10 protein-coding genes are annotated in these 18211 nt (G+C 66.9%); 5 read left to right on the plus strand and 5 right to left on the minus strand.

The genetic code is table 11. The features are described from left to right. The first annotated feature begins 641 nt into the window (after positions 1-641). Positions 642-2825 carry a calcium-binding protein gene (locus tag ACREBX_RS18565; protein WP_431563215.1) on the plus strand — a complete coding sequence of 728 codons (2184 nt, stop codon included), beginning with the start codon at positions 642-644 and terminating at the stop codon, positions 2823-2825. A 40-nt stretch (positions 2826-2865) separates the two neighbouring features. Here ACREBX_RS18565 and ACREBX_RS18570 read toward each other — a convergent pair whose 3' ends face one another. Beyond that, positions 2866-7677: a beta strand repeat-containing protein gene (locus ACREBX_RS18570; protein ID WP_431563216.1), complete on the minus strand. Its 4812-nt coding sequence runs from the start codon at positions 7675-7677 to the stop codon at positions 2866-2868. Positions 7678-7925: 248 nt separating this feature from the next. Between ACREBX_RS18570 and ACREBX_RS18575 the strand changes: the two genes are divergently transcribed. The 3 genes from ACREBX_RS18575 to ACREBX_RS18585 all read left to right on the plus strand — a co-directional run bounded on the left by ACREBX_RS18575 (position 7926) and on the right by ACREBX_RS18585 (position 11765). After that, positions 7926-10079 (plus strand): type I secretion system permease/ATPase, encoded by a 2154-nt coding sequence (locus ACREBX_RS18575; protein ID WP_431563217.1) that lies wholly within the window; start codon positions 7926-7928, stop codon positions 10077-10079. After that, on the plus strand, positions 10076-11470 hold the full coding sequence (locus tag ACREBX_RS18580) for an HlyD family type I secretion periplasmic adaptor subunit (RefSeq protein ID WP_431563218.1): 1395 nt from the start codon (positions 10076-10078) through the stop codon (positions 11468-11470). The genes ACREBX_RS18575 and ACREBX_RS18580 overlap by 4 nt, the downstream gene beginning before the upstream one ends. A 145-nt stretch (positions 11471-11615) precedes the next feature. Beyond that, a complete protein-coding gene (locus tag ACREBX_RS18585) occupies positions 11616-11765 on the plus strand; it encodes a hypothetical protein (RefSeq protein WP_431563219.1) in 150 nt (49 codons plus the stop codon). Between the two features lie 10 nt (positions 11766-11775). On the opposite strand, the gene ACREBX_RS18590 is transcribed toward ACREBX_RS18585, so the two are convergent. Further along, on the minus strand, positions 11776-12075 hold the full coding sequence (locus ACREBX_RS18590) for a hypothetical protein (protein WP_431563220.1): 300 nt from the start codon (positions 12073-12075) through the stop codon (positions 11776-11778). A 150-nt stretch (positions 12076-12225) separates the two neighbouring features. Beyond that, positions 12226-13533, minus strand: coding sequence for a glycoside hydrolase family 130 protein (locus tag ACREBX_RS18595; RefSeq protein ID WP_431563221.1), 1308 nt, complete (start codon positions 13531-13533; stop codon positions 12226-12228). Positions 13534-14022: 489 nt separating this feature from the next. Here ACREBX_RS18595 and ACREBX_RS18600 point away from each other — a divergent pair, with 489 nt between their 5' ends. Next, positions 14023-16254 (plus strand): glycosyltransferase family 4 protein, encoded by a 2232-nt coding sequence (locus ACREBX_RS18600; RefSeq protein WP_431563222.1) that lies wholly within the window; start codon positions 14023-14025, stop codon positions 16252-16254. A gap of 12 nt (positions 16255-16266) precedes the next feature. On the opposite strand, the gene ACREBX_RS18605 is transcribed toward ACREBX_RS18600, so the two are convergent. Both ACREBX_RS18605 and ACREBX_RS18610 read right to left on the minus strand, forming a co-directional pair. Next, complete coding sequence (locus ACREBX_RS18605) at positions 16267-17385, minus strand: glycosidase (RefSeq protein ID WP_431563223.1); 1119 nt, start codon at positions 17383-17385, stop codon at positions 16267-16269. Between the two features lie 220 nt (positions 17386-17605). Next, positions 17606-17854, minus strand: coding sequence for a hypothetical protein (locus ACREBX_RS18610; RefSeq protein WP_431563224.1), 249 nt, complete (start codon positions 17852-17854; stop codon positions 17606-17608). Positions 17855-18211 lie beyond the last annotated feature (357 nt).

The following is an 18211-nucleotide window of genomic DNA, read 5'->3' on the forward strand; positions in this document are numbered from 1 at the left end:
GGACTCTTGGGATTCCATTGGAGGATGAAATCTGATTCATATGTGGACGGCCCCTATGCCAGGGTTTTTTGTCGGGATGGTTTGATCGGCTGCTTTCATATGTTCGGCCTGTTTGTACGGTGCATAATTTGACCGCTGGCCCTTATGGAAATCCGCTGGCGAGGCCCTTGATCAAGGGGGCGCGCTTTTGAGGCGCATTGAATCAGGCGGGTTGGTCTCACCATTGGCTCGGTCGTTACTCATCATCGACTGCCAACACCGATTCGGGTGAACTGATTTGATCAGGTCAAATGCGCGTAAGGCTGACAGGCTTCCTTGTCAGCACGATCAAGGCGATCCACAAAGGGGAGCCATTTCTTTCCAGATATGCGAAAGACTACGCGAAAGCACTCCAGCTTTGCGCGACATTCGCCGGCAGCATCGCCCTTGGGGCAGCAGCGTCGGCCCCAAGCGCTGGATGAGGCTTCACCCCAGCGAATGCCTTGCCGGGCGGCAAGCCCCGCACGCGAGTCAGAAGTCCACGACGGTCTATCGCAATAACCTCACCGATGATCAGCATAACGCTGGCTTAACCATATTGCAGTGCAGCATGGCAACTTGGCCGAGGTTAACCTCGTCGCAACAACAAGGGGTCGTTTGCCATGCCAAGCCTGTACATCTCGCCTGCCGGATCCGGGGACAAAAGTGGCAGCAATATCAATAACGCAGCGTCGATCGGTTCGCTCAACACAATGATCGCAAGGGCGGGGCCGGGGGGCGAGGTGCTGCTGCTGGCCGATCAGGGCGACTATAACGTTACCGGCATCCTCGGCATCACCCGCGGCGGGGCGGAGGGTCAGCCGGTGGTGGTGCGCGGCATCGATTCCGGCGGCAATACCATGGCCGCGCATTTCACCGGCTCGCGCCCCGCCGACTGGCAGGCGGGCGATGCCTCCGGCAACGAATTGTTCAAACTCGGCGCGGGCGCGGACAATCTCGAATTCCGCGACCTCAGGATCGACAATGTCGGCACGGCCTTCCGCGTCACCGCCGATCTCCGCAATCTCCATATCGAGGATGTCGACGCGAACAATGTCCGCCGCTTCTTCGAGGATTATTCCAGCGCACCCTCGGGCACGGCGACAATCACCGGGCTGACGATCCGCGACGTCGACGTACAGGGCTTCTCCAGGGTCGCGATCCGCCTCCAGTACGACACCAACAATGTGGTGATCGACAATGTCACGGCGGACATGGCCGGGCAAACGGGCGACGACCTGCCCGCGGGCGTCCATCTCGACGGCACCGTCCATAATGTCACGCTCAACCGGGTGGTGATGGAGAATGTCCAAAGCACCGCCGGCGCCTATTTCAACGGCGACGGCTTCGCGAGCGAGCGCGGCGTCTATGACGTGCGCTTCATCGACACGGTCGCGCGCGGCAATAGCGACGGAGGCTATGACCTCAAGTCGAGTGGCACCCTGGTCGTCCGCGCACTCAGCGAGGAAAACGGCCGCAACTACCGGCTCTGGGGCGAGGCGACGCTGATCGACTCGATCGGGCTGAACCCGGTGCTGCGCGGCGGCATCTCCGAGCAGAACCAGCTCTGGCTCGACGACGACGCCGACGTCACCGTGATCGGCGGGCGCTTCGACGATGCCGGATCGCGCACCAAGGTGATCTCCTCGCAGGGGCGGCTCAACCTGCAGGGCGTCGAGATCACCCGGTCCGAACTCTCGACGCTCGCCACCCGCGATTCGCTCCCCGGCCTCAGCGGCATCGAGACGATCCGCGAAACGCTGACCGTCGATCAGGGCGGCGCCTCACCCGGCGCGACCGGCTATATCGCGCTGCTTCCCCTGCCCGCCACCGCCACCGCGGATGCGCTGTCTGGGACCGCGGGCGACGACATCTTCCTTGTCGACGACACCGGCGACCGGATTGCCGAGGCGGCCGACGCCGGGTTCGACCGGGTCGAGACGACGCTGGGCAGCTACACGCTCGCCGGCAATATCGAGGCACTGATCCGCCGCGGCGGCGCCGATTTCACTGGCAATGGCAACGCACTCGCCAACGCGCTGATCGGCGGCGCCGGCAGCGACGAACTGGGCGGGCTCGGCGCCAATGACGACATTGCCGGCAACTCGGGCGACGACACGCTCGCAGGCGGCAATGGCGAGGATCTGCTCCGGGGCCAGTCGGGTGCCGACATGCTGCTCGGCGGCTGGCAGTCGGACACGCTCATCGGCGGCACGGGCGCGGACCGGCTGGTCGGCGACCAGGAATGGCTGAGCAGCCAGGGCGCCAACGACCGGCTCGACGGCGGCGACGATGCCGACCTGCTGATCGGCGATGCGACCAATGTCTATGGCAGTGGCAAGGGCGGCAGCGACCGGCTGACCGGCGGTGCGGGCGACGACATCCTGATCGGCGACGGTGACGTGATGATGGACAGTGCCAAGGGCGGCGCGGACACGCTGGAGGGCGGCGACGGGAATGACTGGCTCTATGGCGACGGCCGGGAGTCGGCCGCCACGGTCGCCGGCGCCGCCGACAAGCTCTATGGCGGCGACGGCCCCGATCACCTGATCGGCGGCGGCGGCAACGACCTGCTTGCGGGCGGCGCGGGCGCTGACTGGTTCGTTTTCGCGCCCGGCTCGGGTGCCGACGAGATCAGCGACTTCACCTCGGGCGCCGACCATATCGACCTCAGCGCCTTCGACATCGCCTATGAGCAACTCGGTTTCACGACGAGCGCGGACGGAGTCCGCATCACGATGGGCACGGACAGCATCTTCGTCCGCGGCGCACAGGGGTTTTCGCCCAACGACTTCGTCTTCGGCTGACGCGTGCGTGCGGAGGCGCGCCGGACGACTGGCGCGCGGCTCAGCCGAAGACGAAGTCCGCCTGATCGAGCGCAGTGACGCCGCGCACGAAGATCGTATCGGTGCCGCCCAGCTGGATTGTCACGCCAGCGCTGCTCGTGGTGAAGCGCAGCGCCTCATAGGCGATGTCGAAGGCGCCGAGGTCGATCCGGTCGGCCTCGGCGCCGCCGCGGGTGAAGTCGGTGATCTCGTCAGCGCCCGAGCCGGGCGCGAAGACAAAGCGGTCGCTCCCGCCGCCGCCGGTCAGCTTGTCCGCGCCCCCGCGCGCGCCAGCCGCCATGGTCACCGCGTCGCCGACCAGCACGTCGTTGCCGAGCCCGCCGATCAGCGTGTCCGCGCCGCCGACCCCGCTCGCGGTCATGTTCATTCCGTCGCCGACGAGTGTGTCGTCGCCGTCGCCGCCGTCGAGACTGTCCCTGGCGGCGAGCGACGAGACCCACTCGGTATCGCCAACCAGAAGATCATTGCCCGCGCCACCATAGAGCCGGTCGGTCTGCTGGCCGCCGTACAGCGTGTCGTCGCCGTCCTCGCCGGAGAGCGTATCCTCGTTCTTGCCGCCATCGAGCCGGTCGGCGCCAATGCCTCCCCGCAGCGTGTCGTTGCCGTCGTCGCCGGAGAGAGCGTCGTCGCCTTCGCCGCCGGTCAGCACATTGGCCCCGGCGCTGCCCAGCAGCACATCCGCAAAGGCCGAGCCCTGCGCATCCTCGATACTGACCAGCCTGTCACCCATGGCATCGCCGCCGGTCGCGGTCTGGGCGCGCAGGTTGACCAGTACGCCGCCAAGCGAGCCGGCATATTCAACGGTGTCCGATCCCGCGCCGCCATCGAGCACATCGCCGCCCGCCCCGCCGCGCAGCACGTCCGCGCCGTCGCCGCCGGCCAGCCGATCCTCCCCACCGCTGCCTACGACGAAATTGTCGAGCGCGTTGCCGGTCATCGTCGCGCCGATCGTCCCGGTATAGACCAGCTCCTCGACATTGGCGCCGAGCGTGTAGCTGGTCGCGGCGGTGCGGATGCGGTCGCGCCCCTCCCCCGCCGCCTCGATCACCTGATCGCCCGCCTCATAGACGACATAGAGGTCGTGGCCAGTGCCGCCACGCAACACATCGTTGCCGCTGCCGCCATCGAGCTGGTCGTCGCCGACTCCCCCGAACAAGAGATCGTCGCCGCCCCGCCCATAGAGGATGTCACCAAGCGGCGGATCGTCGCCTCCGGTGATGCTGTCGGAATAGTTGGAGCCGATCACCGTCTCGATGCCAACCAGCCGGTCGCCCTCGGCCTCGCCGCCGCGATTGACGTTGGTGGCAAGGTTCACGGTGATCGCGGCGGACTTGGTGTAATCGACCTGGTCGCGCCCCACCCCGCCGTCGAGCAGGTCCGCGCCCGCGCCGCCCACCAGCTTGTCGTCGCCGTCGAGCCCGTAGAGCGCGTCATCCAGCGCCTTGCCATACAAGCTGTTATCGAGCGCATTGCCGGTGCCGGCAAAGCCGCCGCCGCCGGTATAGCTCAGGTCTTCGACCCCGTCGGCGAGCGTCAGCGAGGACAGGCCCGTGCGCACGATGTCGAGCCCGCCGCCCACCGTCTCTGTTACCTGGTCTCCGGCATTGTCGACCACATAGGAGTCGTCGCCCGCTCCGCCGTTCATCACATCCGCGCCCGCGCCGCCATCGAGCATGTCGTTGCCCGCGTCGCCGTCGATCCGGTTGGCGTTTGCATCGCCCGTCAGCGTGTCGGCAAAAGCGCTGCCGACCACCGCCTCGATCCCCGACAGGCCGTCGCCCTGCGCATCACCGCCCGACACGGCGCCGGTGGCGAGGTTGACCTTCACGCCCACGGCGCTGCCCGAATAAACCACGGTGTCGAACCCGCCCGCACCGTCGATCCGGTCGCCGCCCGCACCGCCGACGAGGATCTGATCGCCGCCATCTCCGATCAGCGTATCCGCAAAGCCGGTGCCGATGAAACGCTCGATCCCGTCGAACCGGTCCCCCTCGGCATCGCCGCCGCTGCTCGCGCCGGTCTGCAGGTTGATCGCGACGGCACCCGCATTGGCGCTGTAGTCAACCGTATCGATACCGTCCCCGCCGATCAGCCCATCGGCGCCCGCGCCGCCCTGAAGCAGATCGTCGCCGCCGCGCCCTTCGAGCCGGTCCGCGCCCGCGCCGCCGTACAACGCCTCGTCAGCTCCCACCCCGGCCAGTGCATCGTCGAAGGCCGAGCCGACCAGCGCCTCGATACTCATCAGCCGGTCGCCTGCCGCATCGCCGGTTCCACCCTGCACCGACAGGGCAAGGTCGACCTGCACCGCCACCGCCGAGCCCGAATAGTCCGCGGTATCGAAGCCGTCGCGCCCATCGATCAGGTCCGCACCCTTGCCACCGACCAGCCGGTTGTCGCCCGCGTCGCCGCTCAGCACATCGTCGAACGCTGTACCGATCAGGCCCTCGATCGCGACGAGGCTCGCCCCGCCCGAGGCCGCGCCCGCCGCGAGGTCCGCCGTCACCGCGCTCGCGCTGGTCGAAAAATCGGCAATATCGATACCCGCGCCGCCGTCGAGCCGGTCCGCCCCGCCCTTGCCGACCAGCCGGTCGTCGCCCGCGCCGCCCGAAAGCGCATTGACCGCGCCATCGCCGACCAGCACGTCGCCAAAGCCGCCGCCAACCAGATTCTCGATCCCCGCCAGCACATCGCCCTGGGCATCGCCGCCGCTGCCGGTGCCACCCAGCACTGCGTTCACCGCGCCGCCGCTCGCCGAATAATCGGCGGTGTCGGTCCCGGCGCCGCCGGTCAGCCGGTCCGCGCCGGCGCCGCCGATCAACGCATTGTCGAAGCCGTCGCCGGTCAGCACATCGCCGAAGGCAGAGCCGATCAGCCGCTCGACCCCCTGAAGGCGGTCGCCCTGGGCATCGCCGCCGCTGCCGGTGCCCAGGGCGAGATCGACCGTCACCGCCGTACCGCTGGCCGAATAGTCCGCGCTGTCGAATCCCGTCCCGCCGATCAGCATGTCGGCACCCGCACCCCCGACCAGCAAATCATCGCCGCCGCGGCCGTCGATCCGGTCATCGCCCGCGCCGCCGCCGAACCAGTCCGCGCCCGCAGTGCCGGAGAACGTATCGGCAAAGCTCGAGCCGTCCACGGCCTCGATTCCGATCAGCCGGTCGCCCGCCGCTTCGCCGCCGCTCGCTGCCCCATCGGCAAGATCGACCACGACGCCCGCGCCGCTGCTGCCATAGTCCACCCGGTCGAGCCCGGCGCCGCCGTCGAGCTGGTCCGCGCCCGCGCCGCCGTCCAGCATGTCGTCGCCGGCACCGCCCGAAAGCGCATCGTCGCCCACACCGCCGAACAGCCGGTTGGCACGCGCGTCGCCCGCCAGCGTATCGGCAAAGGCCGAGCCTTCGACATCCTCGAACCCGTCGAACAGATCGCCAGCGGCATCGCCGCCGCTGGCGGAGAACCGCATCAGGTCGACCCGCACCGCAGCATCGCTGCCTGCGTAACTGAGCAGATCGCGCCCGGCGCCGCCGACCAATATGTCCGCGCCCGAACCGCCGGTCAGCACATCGTCGCCGGCATTGCCGACCAGCATGTCGGTGCCCGCACCGCCGATCAGCGCATCGGCGCCCGCCATGCCGCCGATCAGGTCGTCGCCCGCAGTCCCCGCCGCGACCACGACGCGCTGCCCATCGAGGGTCAGCACCGATCCCGTGCCCTTTTTCCAGGTCAGCGTGCCCGCACCGGTGGCAAGGCCATAGCCCTGCACCGTCAGCGCGCCGTTCCTTTCGGCGAGGTTGAACAGCGTCGGCGATCCGGGATCGGAGAAGAACGCCCCGTCGATCGTCGCGCTCGCGCCCTGGGCCAGCCATATATGCTCGCGATTGCCGCCAGCCAGCGGCGCACCCGCGTCGAGGCTGACGATATTGCTCAGCTGCGCGCCCGTCCCCCACAGCCGGATGTTGCGGCCATTGCCCGAGACGATCGCGCCGTCGACCACGATATTATCGCTCTTCAGGTCGAGCCCGCCATCGCTGTTGCCCGTGGCGATCACGTCGCGCAGCGTGATGTCGTAGGTGCCGCGTTCGGTCGCGAAACCGTCGCCGTTGCGATAATCATTCACCGTGTCGAGCGCGTTGCGCATGGCGACGCGGTCGATCGTCACGTCGTGCGCGGTGCCGGTGACGTGAACGCCGATCGCGAAATTATCGCCGTCCTGAAACTGGCTGTCGCCGCGCACATCCTCGATCAGCACATTGTTCGTGTCGTACTGGATGCGGATCGCACCCTTGGAATAACCGTCGACGGCGACGTCACGGATCGTCAATCCGGTGATCGTCGCGCTGGCATTGGCCCCCGAGACCATATTGTCGAAGAAGCGGGAGACGTTCGCGGCGTCGACATGCTCGATCGCGAGGTTGCGCACATCCGCGCCGACACGAAAGGCCGTGCCGACATTCTCGAAGGCAAGATCGCTGAAACGCAGATTGTCCGCGCCGCCGAGCAGCCGGAATATCTCCTCACCCGAAGGGCTGGCCGGGTCGAAGGGCTCGGGCCGCGTCCCGGCGATCGTCGCCGCCATCGCATTGCCCGCGCTGTCGACCCCGCGGATCGTCACTGGCGCGCTCGCCGTTCCTCCGGCGACGATCGCCAGCGCCCCGGTCGGCGCGGCATAGTCTCCCTGGTCGGCGAGCAGCAGCACCTGCCCGCCCGGCCCCGCCGCCGCGATGAGCTGCGGCAGGTCCTTCAGCGTCGCGGCGTTCGCGGCGCTCGATCCGTCGCCCGAACCGCTGCCGGTCGGTGAGATGTAGAGGGTAGGCATGGCAGGGCTCCCGTCATAAGCCTGAAAACATACCCCCCCGCGCAATCGCGACCAGACAGCCCGCGACGGCACCCGGGTCAACCATATGCTGCACCTGCGAAAGCCGAATCGCCCCTTTGCTCCGACGACCGGAGCCGCGGCGCCTTCGCTCTCCAGGCTTTGGCCGCTACCAAGGTTCGTGCTGGACGATTTACGTTGCCGCACCCCGCAGATTGTCAACGCCTCAAGAATCCGATCGGAGACCCACCGTGCAGCAGGACCTGTCCCTCGGGACGTCGGAGCCGCCCGCGGACACCGGGCTCGCCGCCTTCGCCCAAATCCTCGCAATGCACCGCATTGTCGCGGACCCGGCAGAGCTGCGCCACAGCCTGGGCCATTCCGACCCCGTCACGGCATCCGATCTGCTACGCTTGGCAAAGCGCATCGAAGGCGTCCGCGCCCGCGCCACGACCGCAGATTTCGAGCGACTGAGACGCCTTCCCATGCCGGTGATGGCCACCGGTGCCGAGGGTTGGTTCGTGATCGGCCGCGTCGGCGAAGATGCCGTGGCGGTCCAGCGCCCCGGTGCCGAGATCGAGCGCTGGCATCGCGCCGAGCTGGAGGCCCGCTGGTCGGGAGAGCTGCTCCTCGTCGCCACCCGCGATTCCGCGCAGGTCGCCGCGCCCGCCTTCGACATGACCTGGTTTATTCCCCAGATCGTCAAATACCGAAAGCTGATCGGCGAAGTGCTGCTGATCACCTTGGCGCTCAACCTGCTCGGCCTTGCCGCGCCGCTCTTTTTCCAGAATGTCGTCGACAAGGTGCTGGCGCACAACAGCCTGGCAACGCTGCAGGTGCTCAGCATCGGGCTGGTGATCGTCTCGCTCTGGGAAGTGGCGTTCGGCTGGCTGCGCACCCGGCTCTATTCGGAGACAAGCCAGAAATTGGACGTCGAGCTGGGCAGCCGCCTCTTCCGCCACCTGCTCCGCCTGCCGCTCGCCTATTTCGAAAATCGCCGCGTCGGCGACACCGTTACCCGCGTCCGCGAGTTGGAAACGGTGCGCGAATTCATGACCAATGCCTCGCTCACCGTGCTGATCGATCCACTGTTCACGATCGTCTTCATGGTGGCGATGTTCCTCTACTCACCCCTCCTCTTCGTCATCGTCGCGCTCACCCTCCCCGCCTATGTGATCGTCTCGCTCGTCGTTACCGCCCCCTTGCGCCGCCGGCTCGACGAGAAATTCGCGCACGGCGCCGCGAACAACGCGCTGCTCGTCGAGAGCGTATCGGGCATGCAGACGCTCAAAGCCGCCGCAGTCGAGCCGCAATGGCAGGACCGCTGGGAACGCCAGCTCGCGGCGTACAGCGCCGCCAACCAGCGGGTGATCAACCTTGGCAATTCGGGCAGCCAGGCGGTCCAGCTCATCTCCAAGCTAAGCCTCGCCGCAATCCTGTTCTTCGGCGCGCAGCAGGTGATTGCCGGCGCGCTGACCATCGGCGGGCTGGTCGCATTCAACATGTTCGCCCAGCGCGTCTCCGGCCCGGTCATCCGCATGGCGCAGCTCTGGCAGGACTTCCAGCAGGTCCGTCTCTCGGTCCAGCGGATGGGCGACATCCTCAACACCGGCGCGGAGCCCGGCGCCGGATCGCGCACCGCTTTGCCCGCACTCCAGGGCCATATCCGCTTCGAGGCCGTCCGCTTCCGCTATGCCGCCGACGGCCCGTGGACGCTCGACGACATCAGCCTCGATCTGCGCGCCGACGCCACGCTCGGCATCGCCGGCGCCTCGGGCTCGGGCAAATCGACGCTCACCAAATTGCTCCAGCGCCTCTATCTGCCCGCAAGCGGCCGCGTGCTGATCGACGGCGTCGACATCGCCCAGGTCGATCCCGCCTGGCTTCGCCGCCAGATCGGGGTGGTGTTGCAGGAGAATATTCTGTTCAACCGCTCGATCCGCGAGAATATCGCGCTCGCCGATCCCGTCACGCCGATCGAGCGGGTGATGACCGCCGCCCGCCTCGCCGGCGCGCACGATTTCATCCTGGAGCTGCCCCGGGGTTATGACACGATCGTTGAGGAGCGCGGCGTCAACTTCTCGGGCGGGCAGCGCCAGCGGCTCGCCATCGCCCGCGCGCTGATCACCAACCCGCGCATCCTGATCCTCGACGAGGCGACCTCGGCGCTCGATGCCGAGAGCGAGGAGATCGTTCAGCGCAACCTCAAGTCGATCGCCGCCGGCCGCACCGTGCTGATCATCGCGCATCGCCTCTCTGCGATCCGCCAGTGCGACCGCATCCTGACGCTCGACAAGGGGCGCATCGTCGAGAGCGGCACGCATGACGAGCTGCTCCGCCTCGGTGGCCGCTATGCCGCGCTCCATCACCGCCAGATCGGCGTTCAGGCGGGGGCCGCGGCATGAACGCGCTCACCCGTCACTGGACGGCCGTTCGCGACGCGCTCGACAATGAGCGCGCGCGATCGCGCGGGGTTCTGCGCGTCGAGGAGGCCGACTTCCTTCCCGCCGCGCTCGAAGTCGTCGAACGCCCCGTGTCGCCGACCGCGCGGGTCACCGCCTGGCTATTGCTCGGCCTGCTCACGGTCGCGCTGCTCTGGCTGGTCCTTGGCCGGGTCGACGTCGTCGCCTCGGCGCCGGGCAAGCTGGTCCCCGCCGACGACGTCAAGCTGATCCAGCCCGGCGCGGCGGGGATCGTCCACGCCATATTGGTCCGCGACGGCCAGCGCGTCCGCGCCGGCCAGCCGCTGGTCGAGCTCGATCCCACCGTCTCGGATGCCGACACGGCGCAAGCCAGCAAGGCGCTGGAGACCGCCGTGCTCGACGCCGCGCGGCTGCGCGCCGTGCTGTCCGCGCTCGACGGCCACGGTCTGCGCTTCACTCCGCCCGCCGGAACCACCGCCGACGTCGCCGCCACCCAGATCGCGCTCGCCCGCGCTCAGCTCGCCGAGATCCGGGCGGGTAGCCAGACGTATGCCGCCGACACCGAATCGGCCCGCGCGGCCCGGGCCGAGGCGCAGATCCAGGCGGCCAAGCTCAGCGAGACCCTGCCCCTGCTCGACGAGCAGATCGCCGCCAACGAGAAGCTGCTGGAGAAAGGCTATGTCTCGAAGCTGCGCGTGATCGAGATGCGCCGCCAGCGCCTCGTCGCCGCGCGCGACCGCGACGCCGCCTTCGCCACCGCACGCAAGGCGGAGGCGCAGATCGCGGTGGCCAGCGGCAATTCCAGCCAATCTACCGCCGAGGCGCGCGCCCGCATTCTCGCCGACCTCGCCCAAGCCGAGAGCGACGCGCGGCTGCGCAAGGAGGAGTTGACCAAGGCGGCCAGGCGCAGCAGCCTCCAGCGGCTCGTCAGCCCGGTCGACGGCACGGTTACGCAACTGGCCGTCCACACCGTCGGCGGCGTGGTCGAGGCGGCCAAGCCGATCATGGTGATCGTGCCTGCGCGCGGGAAGCTGATCGCCGAAGTGGCGATCGCCAACAAGGATGTCGGCTTCGTCGGCCCCGGCCAGCCGGTCGCGCTCAAGATCGAGGCTTTTCCCTTCACGCGCTACGGCGCCGTGCCGGGCAGGCTCGAGCATATCAGTTCGGACGCGGTACAGGACGAGAAGCGCGGGCTCATCTACACCGCGCGGGTGACGCTGGACCGGTCGACGATCCGGCGCGATGGCGCGACGATCCCCCTCACCCCCGGCATGGCGGTGACCGCCGACATCCGCACCGGCCGCCGTTCGCTCGCCTCCTATCTGCTGAGCCCGATCGACGAGATCCGGACGACGGCGGCGCGGGAGCGCTAACGCCTTCTCCCCTCTGGAGAGAAAGCCCCCGCCGGAACCGCGGCGAGCAGCGCGGCGGCGGATAATCCGTCCTTGAGCATCATTTCTTCTCTAAGAGCGGGCATGGACGGCCGCCATGCAACGTGAGGCGTGCGCTGGAGGTTTTTTGGCGAAGGAGCATTTGCGCGAGGCGGACGCTCCGCCGCATGGCGGGTTTCGGGGCTATGTCGCCGACCCCGACGGGCATGGCTGGGAAATCGCGTTCAATCCCGCCTGGACGATCGACGCCGCGGGTCATGTGACCTTTTGGCTCTAGTTCGGGCCGATCAGCTTGAGTCGAAGTCGTCAGCGACGCGGTTGAGGACTTCCGCAGGATTCTCCTCGATCACATCGCCGTGCGATACGATGATCCGGCGCAGACCCGGGGTCGCGGCCCAGTTGCGAAACTGCTGCGCAACGACCGCGGCGTCGTGGACGAACATGTTGCGGACGGGCCGCGACGTGCGCGGCCGCTTGACACCGAACCCGAACGCGCGCGCCATGATGTTCGCGCCCAGTCCTTCGGGGTGACGAACATTCGACAAGACGTCGTTGAGGATCAGCGTCGCGCCGTTGCCCCGGGTCACGGTGAGCGCGAACTCGTCGGCCTTGGTGCCCGCAACGAGCGCAAAGCGGATCGCGGGATCGTCGATGATGTCGACCGTCGCGTCGACGGGCGCGGCCTCCGTGACCGCCTCGCGGCTTCACGATCATTATGGACACGCGGGCGCGCCCGATCAGTCCATCGCGGCAAGCATTGCGTCTATCGTCGTGGTCGCGAACCCGATGGCACTGTCCGAAATGCCATAAGGGATGAAAAGCTGCTCGTCGACCCGGACGGCGCCGCAGGTGTAAACGACGTTCGGCACATAACCTTCGCGATCGCTTTCGGCCGCGGAAAGTATCGGGCAGCGAGTCCGTGCGATGACCCGCGAGGGATCTTCGCGATCGAGCAGCGCCGCACCGAGGCTGTATTTCCGCATGGCACCGACCCCGTGGGTCAGCAAAATCCAGCCCGCGTCGCACTCGATCGGACTGCCGCAATTGCCCATCTGGACAAATTCCCAGGGGAATTCGGGCCGGATGAGGACCTGTCCCTCGTCGTTCCACTCGTCGAGGCGGTCCGACGTCAATATGGTGATATTCTTGCCGTCCTGGCGCGCGATCATCCGGTAGCGGCCATCGATACGGCGCGGGAACAGGGCCATTCCCTTGTGCCGTGCGGCAATCCCGCCAAGCGGCGCGAGACAGAAACTGCTGAAATCGCGGGTCCGGAGCAGCTCCGACCGGATGGCTTGACCCGAATAGGCCGTGTAGGTGCCGAGGTATTCGACCTGGCCATCGTCCTCGACAAATCGCACCAACCGCAGGTCCTCGAGGCCGTTCCGCTGGGCCTCGGTGACGGGAAACAGCACGCTGTTCGAGATCGCGCTGCCCGAATGGCGATGGATGCTGACCGCCTCGTCGGGACCCATATGATGGCGGTCGTCGGCAGTCGCCGCCATTGCCGGACCCGACTGCGGCCACAACTGGAAATCGGCGCCAGGGCCGATGATCCCCTCGCGAAAGGCGACCGAGGAAATATGCCCCTCGCCGACCGCGCGCATCGACATGACGAAGCGGAGCTGGTCGCCGGCGAGACCGCTTTGATCGGGATGCGGCACGATGCTCGGGTTCATGAGCGCGGCGGCGGCATAGCTATATTCGTGGCAAAAATACGCCCCTATGAGGCGGCGTTTGACGGGCGACACCGCCGCATCGTCGAGATCCAGATCTTCCGAGATTTCGCGATAGCGCTCGTCGAAAATCTCGCCGATCTGCCAGTGGCGCTCGGAAAAGTCTTTCCAGATCAAACCGAGTTCGAGTTCCGCCTGATCGTCGTCGAGTCCCAGGATGTCGCTCACCAGTTGCGCGGCGCGCGGTGGCTCGGAGACATTCGTTTGCCACGCCAGATGGAAGGGCCGCAGCACCACGCGGCCCGGGTCGGCAGTCAGCTTTTCGTGAAGGATCCGAAGCGGGGAATGCTCGAGTCGGCAGATCAGCATGGACGATGTCGACCTTTCATATCGTCGCCCCCACCCCACATAAGTCGCGCGCCATGGGGCGATCAAGGAGAAAAGCAAACGCGGCTCGGGCCGCGACGTTCCTTTCGCCGGACCAAAAGGCTCGGGCAAAGTCGAAGCGATCCGGGGGTTAAACCATTTTCACCCTCCCGCCAAACTCGCCATTCTCCGGGTGGCGAGCGAAGGGTCAAGAACCGAAATCGTCTCTCGTACAATGCTGCACTGCAACCACCGCCCCCTCGCCCGCGTTGGGCAGTCATACCATCATCCCATTCCAACTCCGGCAAGCAGCCGGGGGTGGTTCGCGCGTACCCGGTACGCGAGGCAATGGCGCGCGTCCGCGACCGAGCAACGAGGATCGATATGAAGCACGATAGCGAAGACCGTTTTTTCCCCGATGTTCAGAGCGAGAACCCGGCTCCACGCACCTCCCCCTCACCAGACGGACGAGGCGGCGGGAGCGCGACACGCTTGGCACTCATTGGATGTTTCCGGCCGCGGCTTTGCGGCATCGCGACCTTCACCGCCGATACCTATGACCATCTGAAGGCGCTTCGTTCCGACATCGATGTCGACATTTATGCGATGCGCGCCAGCGCGGATCAGCCGCTCGATCCCGCCATCGCTCTCGCGATCGACGAAGAGGATGCGGACAATTATCGCCGCGCCGCCGAGGCGATCAACGCGAGCGGGGCGAGTGCGGTCTGGCTCCAGCATGAGTTCGGCATTTTCGGCGGCCCCGCGGGTGATATGATCATCGGTCTACTCAGCCGGATCGCCGCCCCGCTTGTCGTGACGCTGCACACGATCCTCGCCGAACCCAATGCCGATCAACGCCGCGTGATGGGACAAATCGTCGCGCGCGCGAGCAAGCTCGTCGTGATGAGCGCGTTCGGCCGCGAGACGCTGCTCGCGGTGTATGGCGCCAGTCCCGACCAGATTGTCCATATCGAGCATGGCACGCCCGATCGCCCCTTCGTCGACATCGCACCCCTTCGCGGCGCGCTGGGGATTGCCGATCGCCCCGTCCTGTCCACATTCGGCTTGATCGGTCCCGGCAAGGGGCTCGAGGCGGCGATCCGCGCGCTTCCCGCCATTGCTGCCCAATATCCCGACATTTTGTACCGCATCGTCGGCGCGACCCATCCCAATCTTATCGCGGCCGAAGGCGAAGCCTATCGACAGGGTCTCGCGGCGCTCGCCGAAAGCCTCGGTGTGTCCGGCAATATCGCATGGGAAAACCGTTTCCTCGATACCGAAGAACTTCTCGACCGGATCGAACTTTGCGACATCTATCTCGCGCCTTATCCCAATCTCCAGCAGATCACCTCGGGCACGCTCGCCTATGCAGTCGCGCTCGGACGCGCGGTCGTGTCGACACCGTTCGTCCATGCGCGCGAACTGCTCGCGGACGACATCGGCATCCTGCTCCCGGACGCCGGCAGCGAGGCGATTGCCGAAGCCATACTCCTGTTGCTCGCCGCGCCCGCTGAACGCCGAACGATACAAAGCCGTGCCTATACGCGCGGTCGCCGGACCGCATGGAGCGCGATCGCCGGGCAATGCGCAGATCTGATCGATGATGTGACTTCCAGGGTTCCGGAATCGACGACGCGCCGCGCCCCATCGCTCGCTGGCCTCTGGGCGATCTGCGACGATGTCGGCATCCTTCAGCATAGCGTTCATCTCGTTCCCGACCGGGCGCACGGCTATTGCATCGACGACAACGCCCGCGCCCTGATGCTGGCCCACAGCTTTGGCCCGCGCGCGCAACAGGAAGCGCAAACACGCGCGCTCGCCTTTGCCAGCTTTATCCAGCATGGCTGGAACGAAGAGCGCGGCCGCTTCCGCAATTTCATGGGCTATGATCGCCGCTGGCTCGAAGATGTCGGGTCCGAGGACAGCAACGGCCGCACGCTCTGGTCGCTCGGCCACGCCGCGGCGCATGCGGCGGCGCCGGCGATGCGGGCGTGGGCGGCGCGCTGGTTCGATCGCACCGCCTTCATGGCCGAAGAATTCCAGAGCCCGCGGGCGATCGCCTTCGCGGTCCTCGGCGCCGATGACCGTCTCGCCCATGACCCTTCGAATGCGCAGGCGCGCGCGGTCGTCGAACGCGGCGGCGCCTTCCTTTGCACGATGTGGAAGGCCGCGCGGCGCCGGGGCTGGGACTGGTTCGAGGCGGGGCTCGCCTATGACAATGCCCGCCTCGCCGACGCGCTGATCCGCGCCGGTCGTCGGCTGCCGTCGATTCCGCTCGAAGAAGCGGGCCTTGCGGCGCTTGGCTGGCTTGCCGATTTCCAGACCGCGCGCGAAGGCCATTTCCGGCCTGTGGGATCCGAAGGCTTCGGACTGCCCGGCGAGAGCCTGCCATTCGACCAGCAACCGCTCGAAGCGTGGGCGACAATCGCCGCCTGCGGCACGGCCTTCGCCGCCACCTCGAACGCGAGTTGGCACGCCCATGCAGAAACGGCCTACGCCTGGTTTTTCGGTCGCAACGACCGCGGCATCGCGCTCGGCGATCCGTGGTCGGGCCGCTGCCTCGATGGGCTCGGTCCGCGCGGGGCCAATCTCAACAGCGGTGCGGAGTCGGTCCTCGCCTTCCACCTCGCCTACAGGGTCATGGCGGATATTTTCTGGCGGGAACCGCTCGTCGATTCCCCCGCATGGACCCGGCCGGGCAGCGTCCCCGCGCTTATGGGCTGACCGCGCGGCCCGTCACAGGCCGAAGCGGCTCTTGGGGACGTGCGTAATCCGGCAGGCGAGATCGGCCTCGCCCGACGCGACGACGAAATGGTCGCCGCCGTCGGCGATACCCGTCGTGAAGACGACGTCGCGAACATACATCTTCTCCTCGAGTGGCCGCGTCAGCTCGGGATGCGGCTCGATCAGAGGTTTGTGCCCGCTCGCAATCACGTGCGCCGGATCGTCCGGATCGAGAAGCGACCAATAGGTGCGATAGATGCCGACGATCTCTTTCGGCTCGACCCCGTGCCACAGTGTAAGCCATCCCCGCGGCGTCAATACGGAAGGCGCCCCACCCCCCATGCGCGCCGTCGCCACCGTATCGGCATGCGGCCGCAGTCCGGGCTGGCGGTGCGGCTTCCAATGGAGCGCGTCGGGCGAGGTGGCGAGATTGATCGAGGGGCCGGCGCGCCACGCACTTCCCGGCGGGTAAGCGAAGTAGAGGCTGCCGAGCGGACGCGTCTGCGCCCAATATCGGCCGTCGATCAGCCCTTCGAAGATCAGCATATCCTTGTTCTGATGATCGAGAACGATATCCTCGAAGCGCCAGTCGAGGCCATTGCCCGAGCTATAGAGGGTCGTCGAGTGGCGTTCGGGACTCACCGAGCAGCTCGTCATCAGCCAGCGGTCGCCGACACGGCTGATCCGGGCGTCCTCAACCCCATAGCATTGGAAGGAGGCATGCGGCGCGACTGCGCGATCATAATGGACCGCGACAATTTCAAGCCCGTCCGGCGAAAGCTCGACAGGAAGAAGCCACGACAGAGAGGTCAGCGCCATGACCTCCCAGGCACCGCCGCGAACCATGAATTTTCGGGGGTCGGACGTGTCGCAAAGTTCGAGCGGCCAGGCATCGCGAACATAGCCGCCATCGTGCCAGCGGATGCTGTGGACGAACCCATCCGCGACGGGCTCGCGCAGCGCCTCGGCGACACGAACGAGCATGAGCAGATTGCCGCCGGGAAGCCGGGCAAGGCCCGGATTGAAGGCGCCAAGCACATAGGTCTCGGCATCGAGCTTGCCCGCAAGCGGCGACCGCGCAAGATCGACATCGTCGGGTCCGAAGATGAGGCGGTCGATGTCGAAAGCCATGGCGGCACTCCGCTTCGCGGCCGAAAGCCCTTCCTTCGGCCAACACGGGCGCGTCAGCGCCATTCCTCATCAAAGCCCGAACCACGCCAATGTTCCGGCCAATGGCGGAGCGGCTGTGCGGGGAGGAATGCGCGGCAGGCCGGATCGATCATCCATCCAAGCCCCGGTCGGGATCGAGCTGGTGCATGGCCGACCCGCCGCCGGCGAAGGATGCGAACGGTCAGGCCGAAGCGCTCGAGCGCCCCCGACCATAAGCCGCATTGGCGGAGCCGCTGCCAACCAGCTTCCAGATATTGGCACCCGATTTCGTCATGCGCGCGAGTATCCGGTCGCCTTCCCAAAGCTCGACGTCGATGCCAACCTCCTCGTTCCGGGCAATCTGAAACGCGTGATCGGGGCTTTCGGCGTAAAAATCGATGCGGCGCGGCGCGCTCGCGGCACTGGAGATCAACAGATGATAGGCGCGCATGAACCACTCCCTCGGCAGCAGCCGGGCGCGACCGGACTCGCGATACGCGCCCGCCGCGGTGCGATAGTTTGACTAAGTCGCCGCGGCAAAAATGCTCGCACAGGCGATCGGATGCGACCCGATTCCTTGAAGGACTATATCATGGCCGCGAACGTTTTTCGAATCTCGAATGCCGATTGCCAAGCTCATTCTCGGCATCGCAGGCACTGCGGCTGAGCCGTCGGAACGGACGCAGATTTGCGACAAACCGAGCGGGACGTGGGGATAAATGGGCGAGCCCATGCGTTGCTCCAGCACAAGTCTGTTCAAGGAGATGAACCATGCAAACCGACATCGCCACCGACGAGACCAATCGTC

This window comes from Sphingopyxis sp. (assembly GCF_050725655.1).
In the GTDB taxonomy this organism is placed as follows: Bacteria; Pseudomonadota; Alphaproteobacteria; order Sphingomonadales; family Sphingomonadaceae; genus Sphingopyxis.

What these genes read in the sequence shown, in the direction of transcription:
- ACREBX_RS18595 (WP_431563221.1), bottom strand. Translation starts at nt 13,533, where the DNA reads ATGCTGATCTGCCGACTCGAGCATTCCCCGCTTCGGATCCTTCACGAA.
- ACREBX_RS18565 (WP_431563215.1), top strand. Translation starts at nt 642, where the DNA reads ATGCCAAGCCTGTACATCTCGCCTGCCGGATCCGGGGACAAAAGTGGC.
- ACREBX_RS18570 (WP_431563216.1), bottom strand. Translation starts at nt 7,677, where the DNA reads ATGCCTACCCTCTACATCTCACCGACCGGCAGCGGTTCGGGCGACGGA.
- ACREBX_RS18605 (WP_431563223.1), bottom strand. Translation starts at nt 17,385, where the DNA reads ATGGCTTTCGACATCGACCGCCTCATCTTCGGACCCGACGATGTCGAT.
- ACREBX_RS18610 (WP_431563224.1), bottom strand. Translation starts at nt 17,854, where the DNA reads ATGCGCGCCTATCATCTGTTGATCTCCAGTGCCGCGAGCGCGCCGCGC.
- ACREBX_RS18580 (WP_431563218.1), top strand. Translation starts at nt 10,076, where the DNA reads ATGAACGCGCTCACCCGTCACTGGACGGCCGTTCGCGACGCGCTCGAC.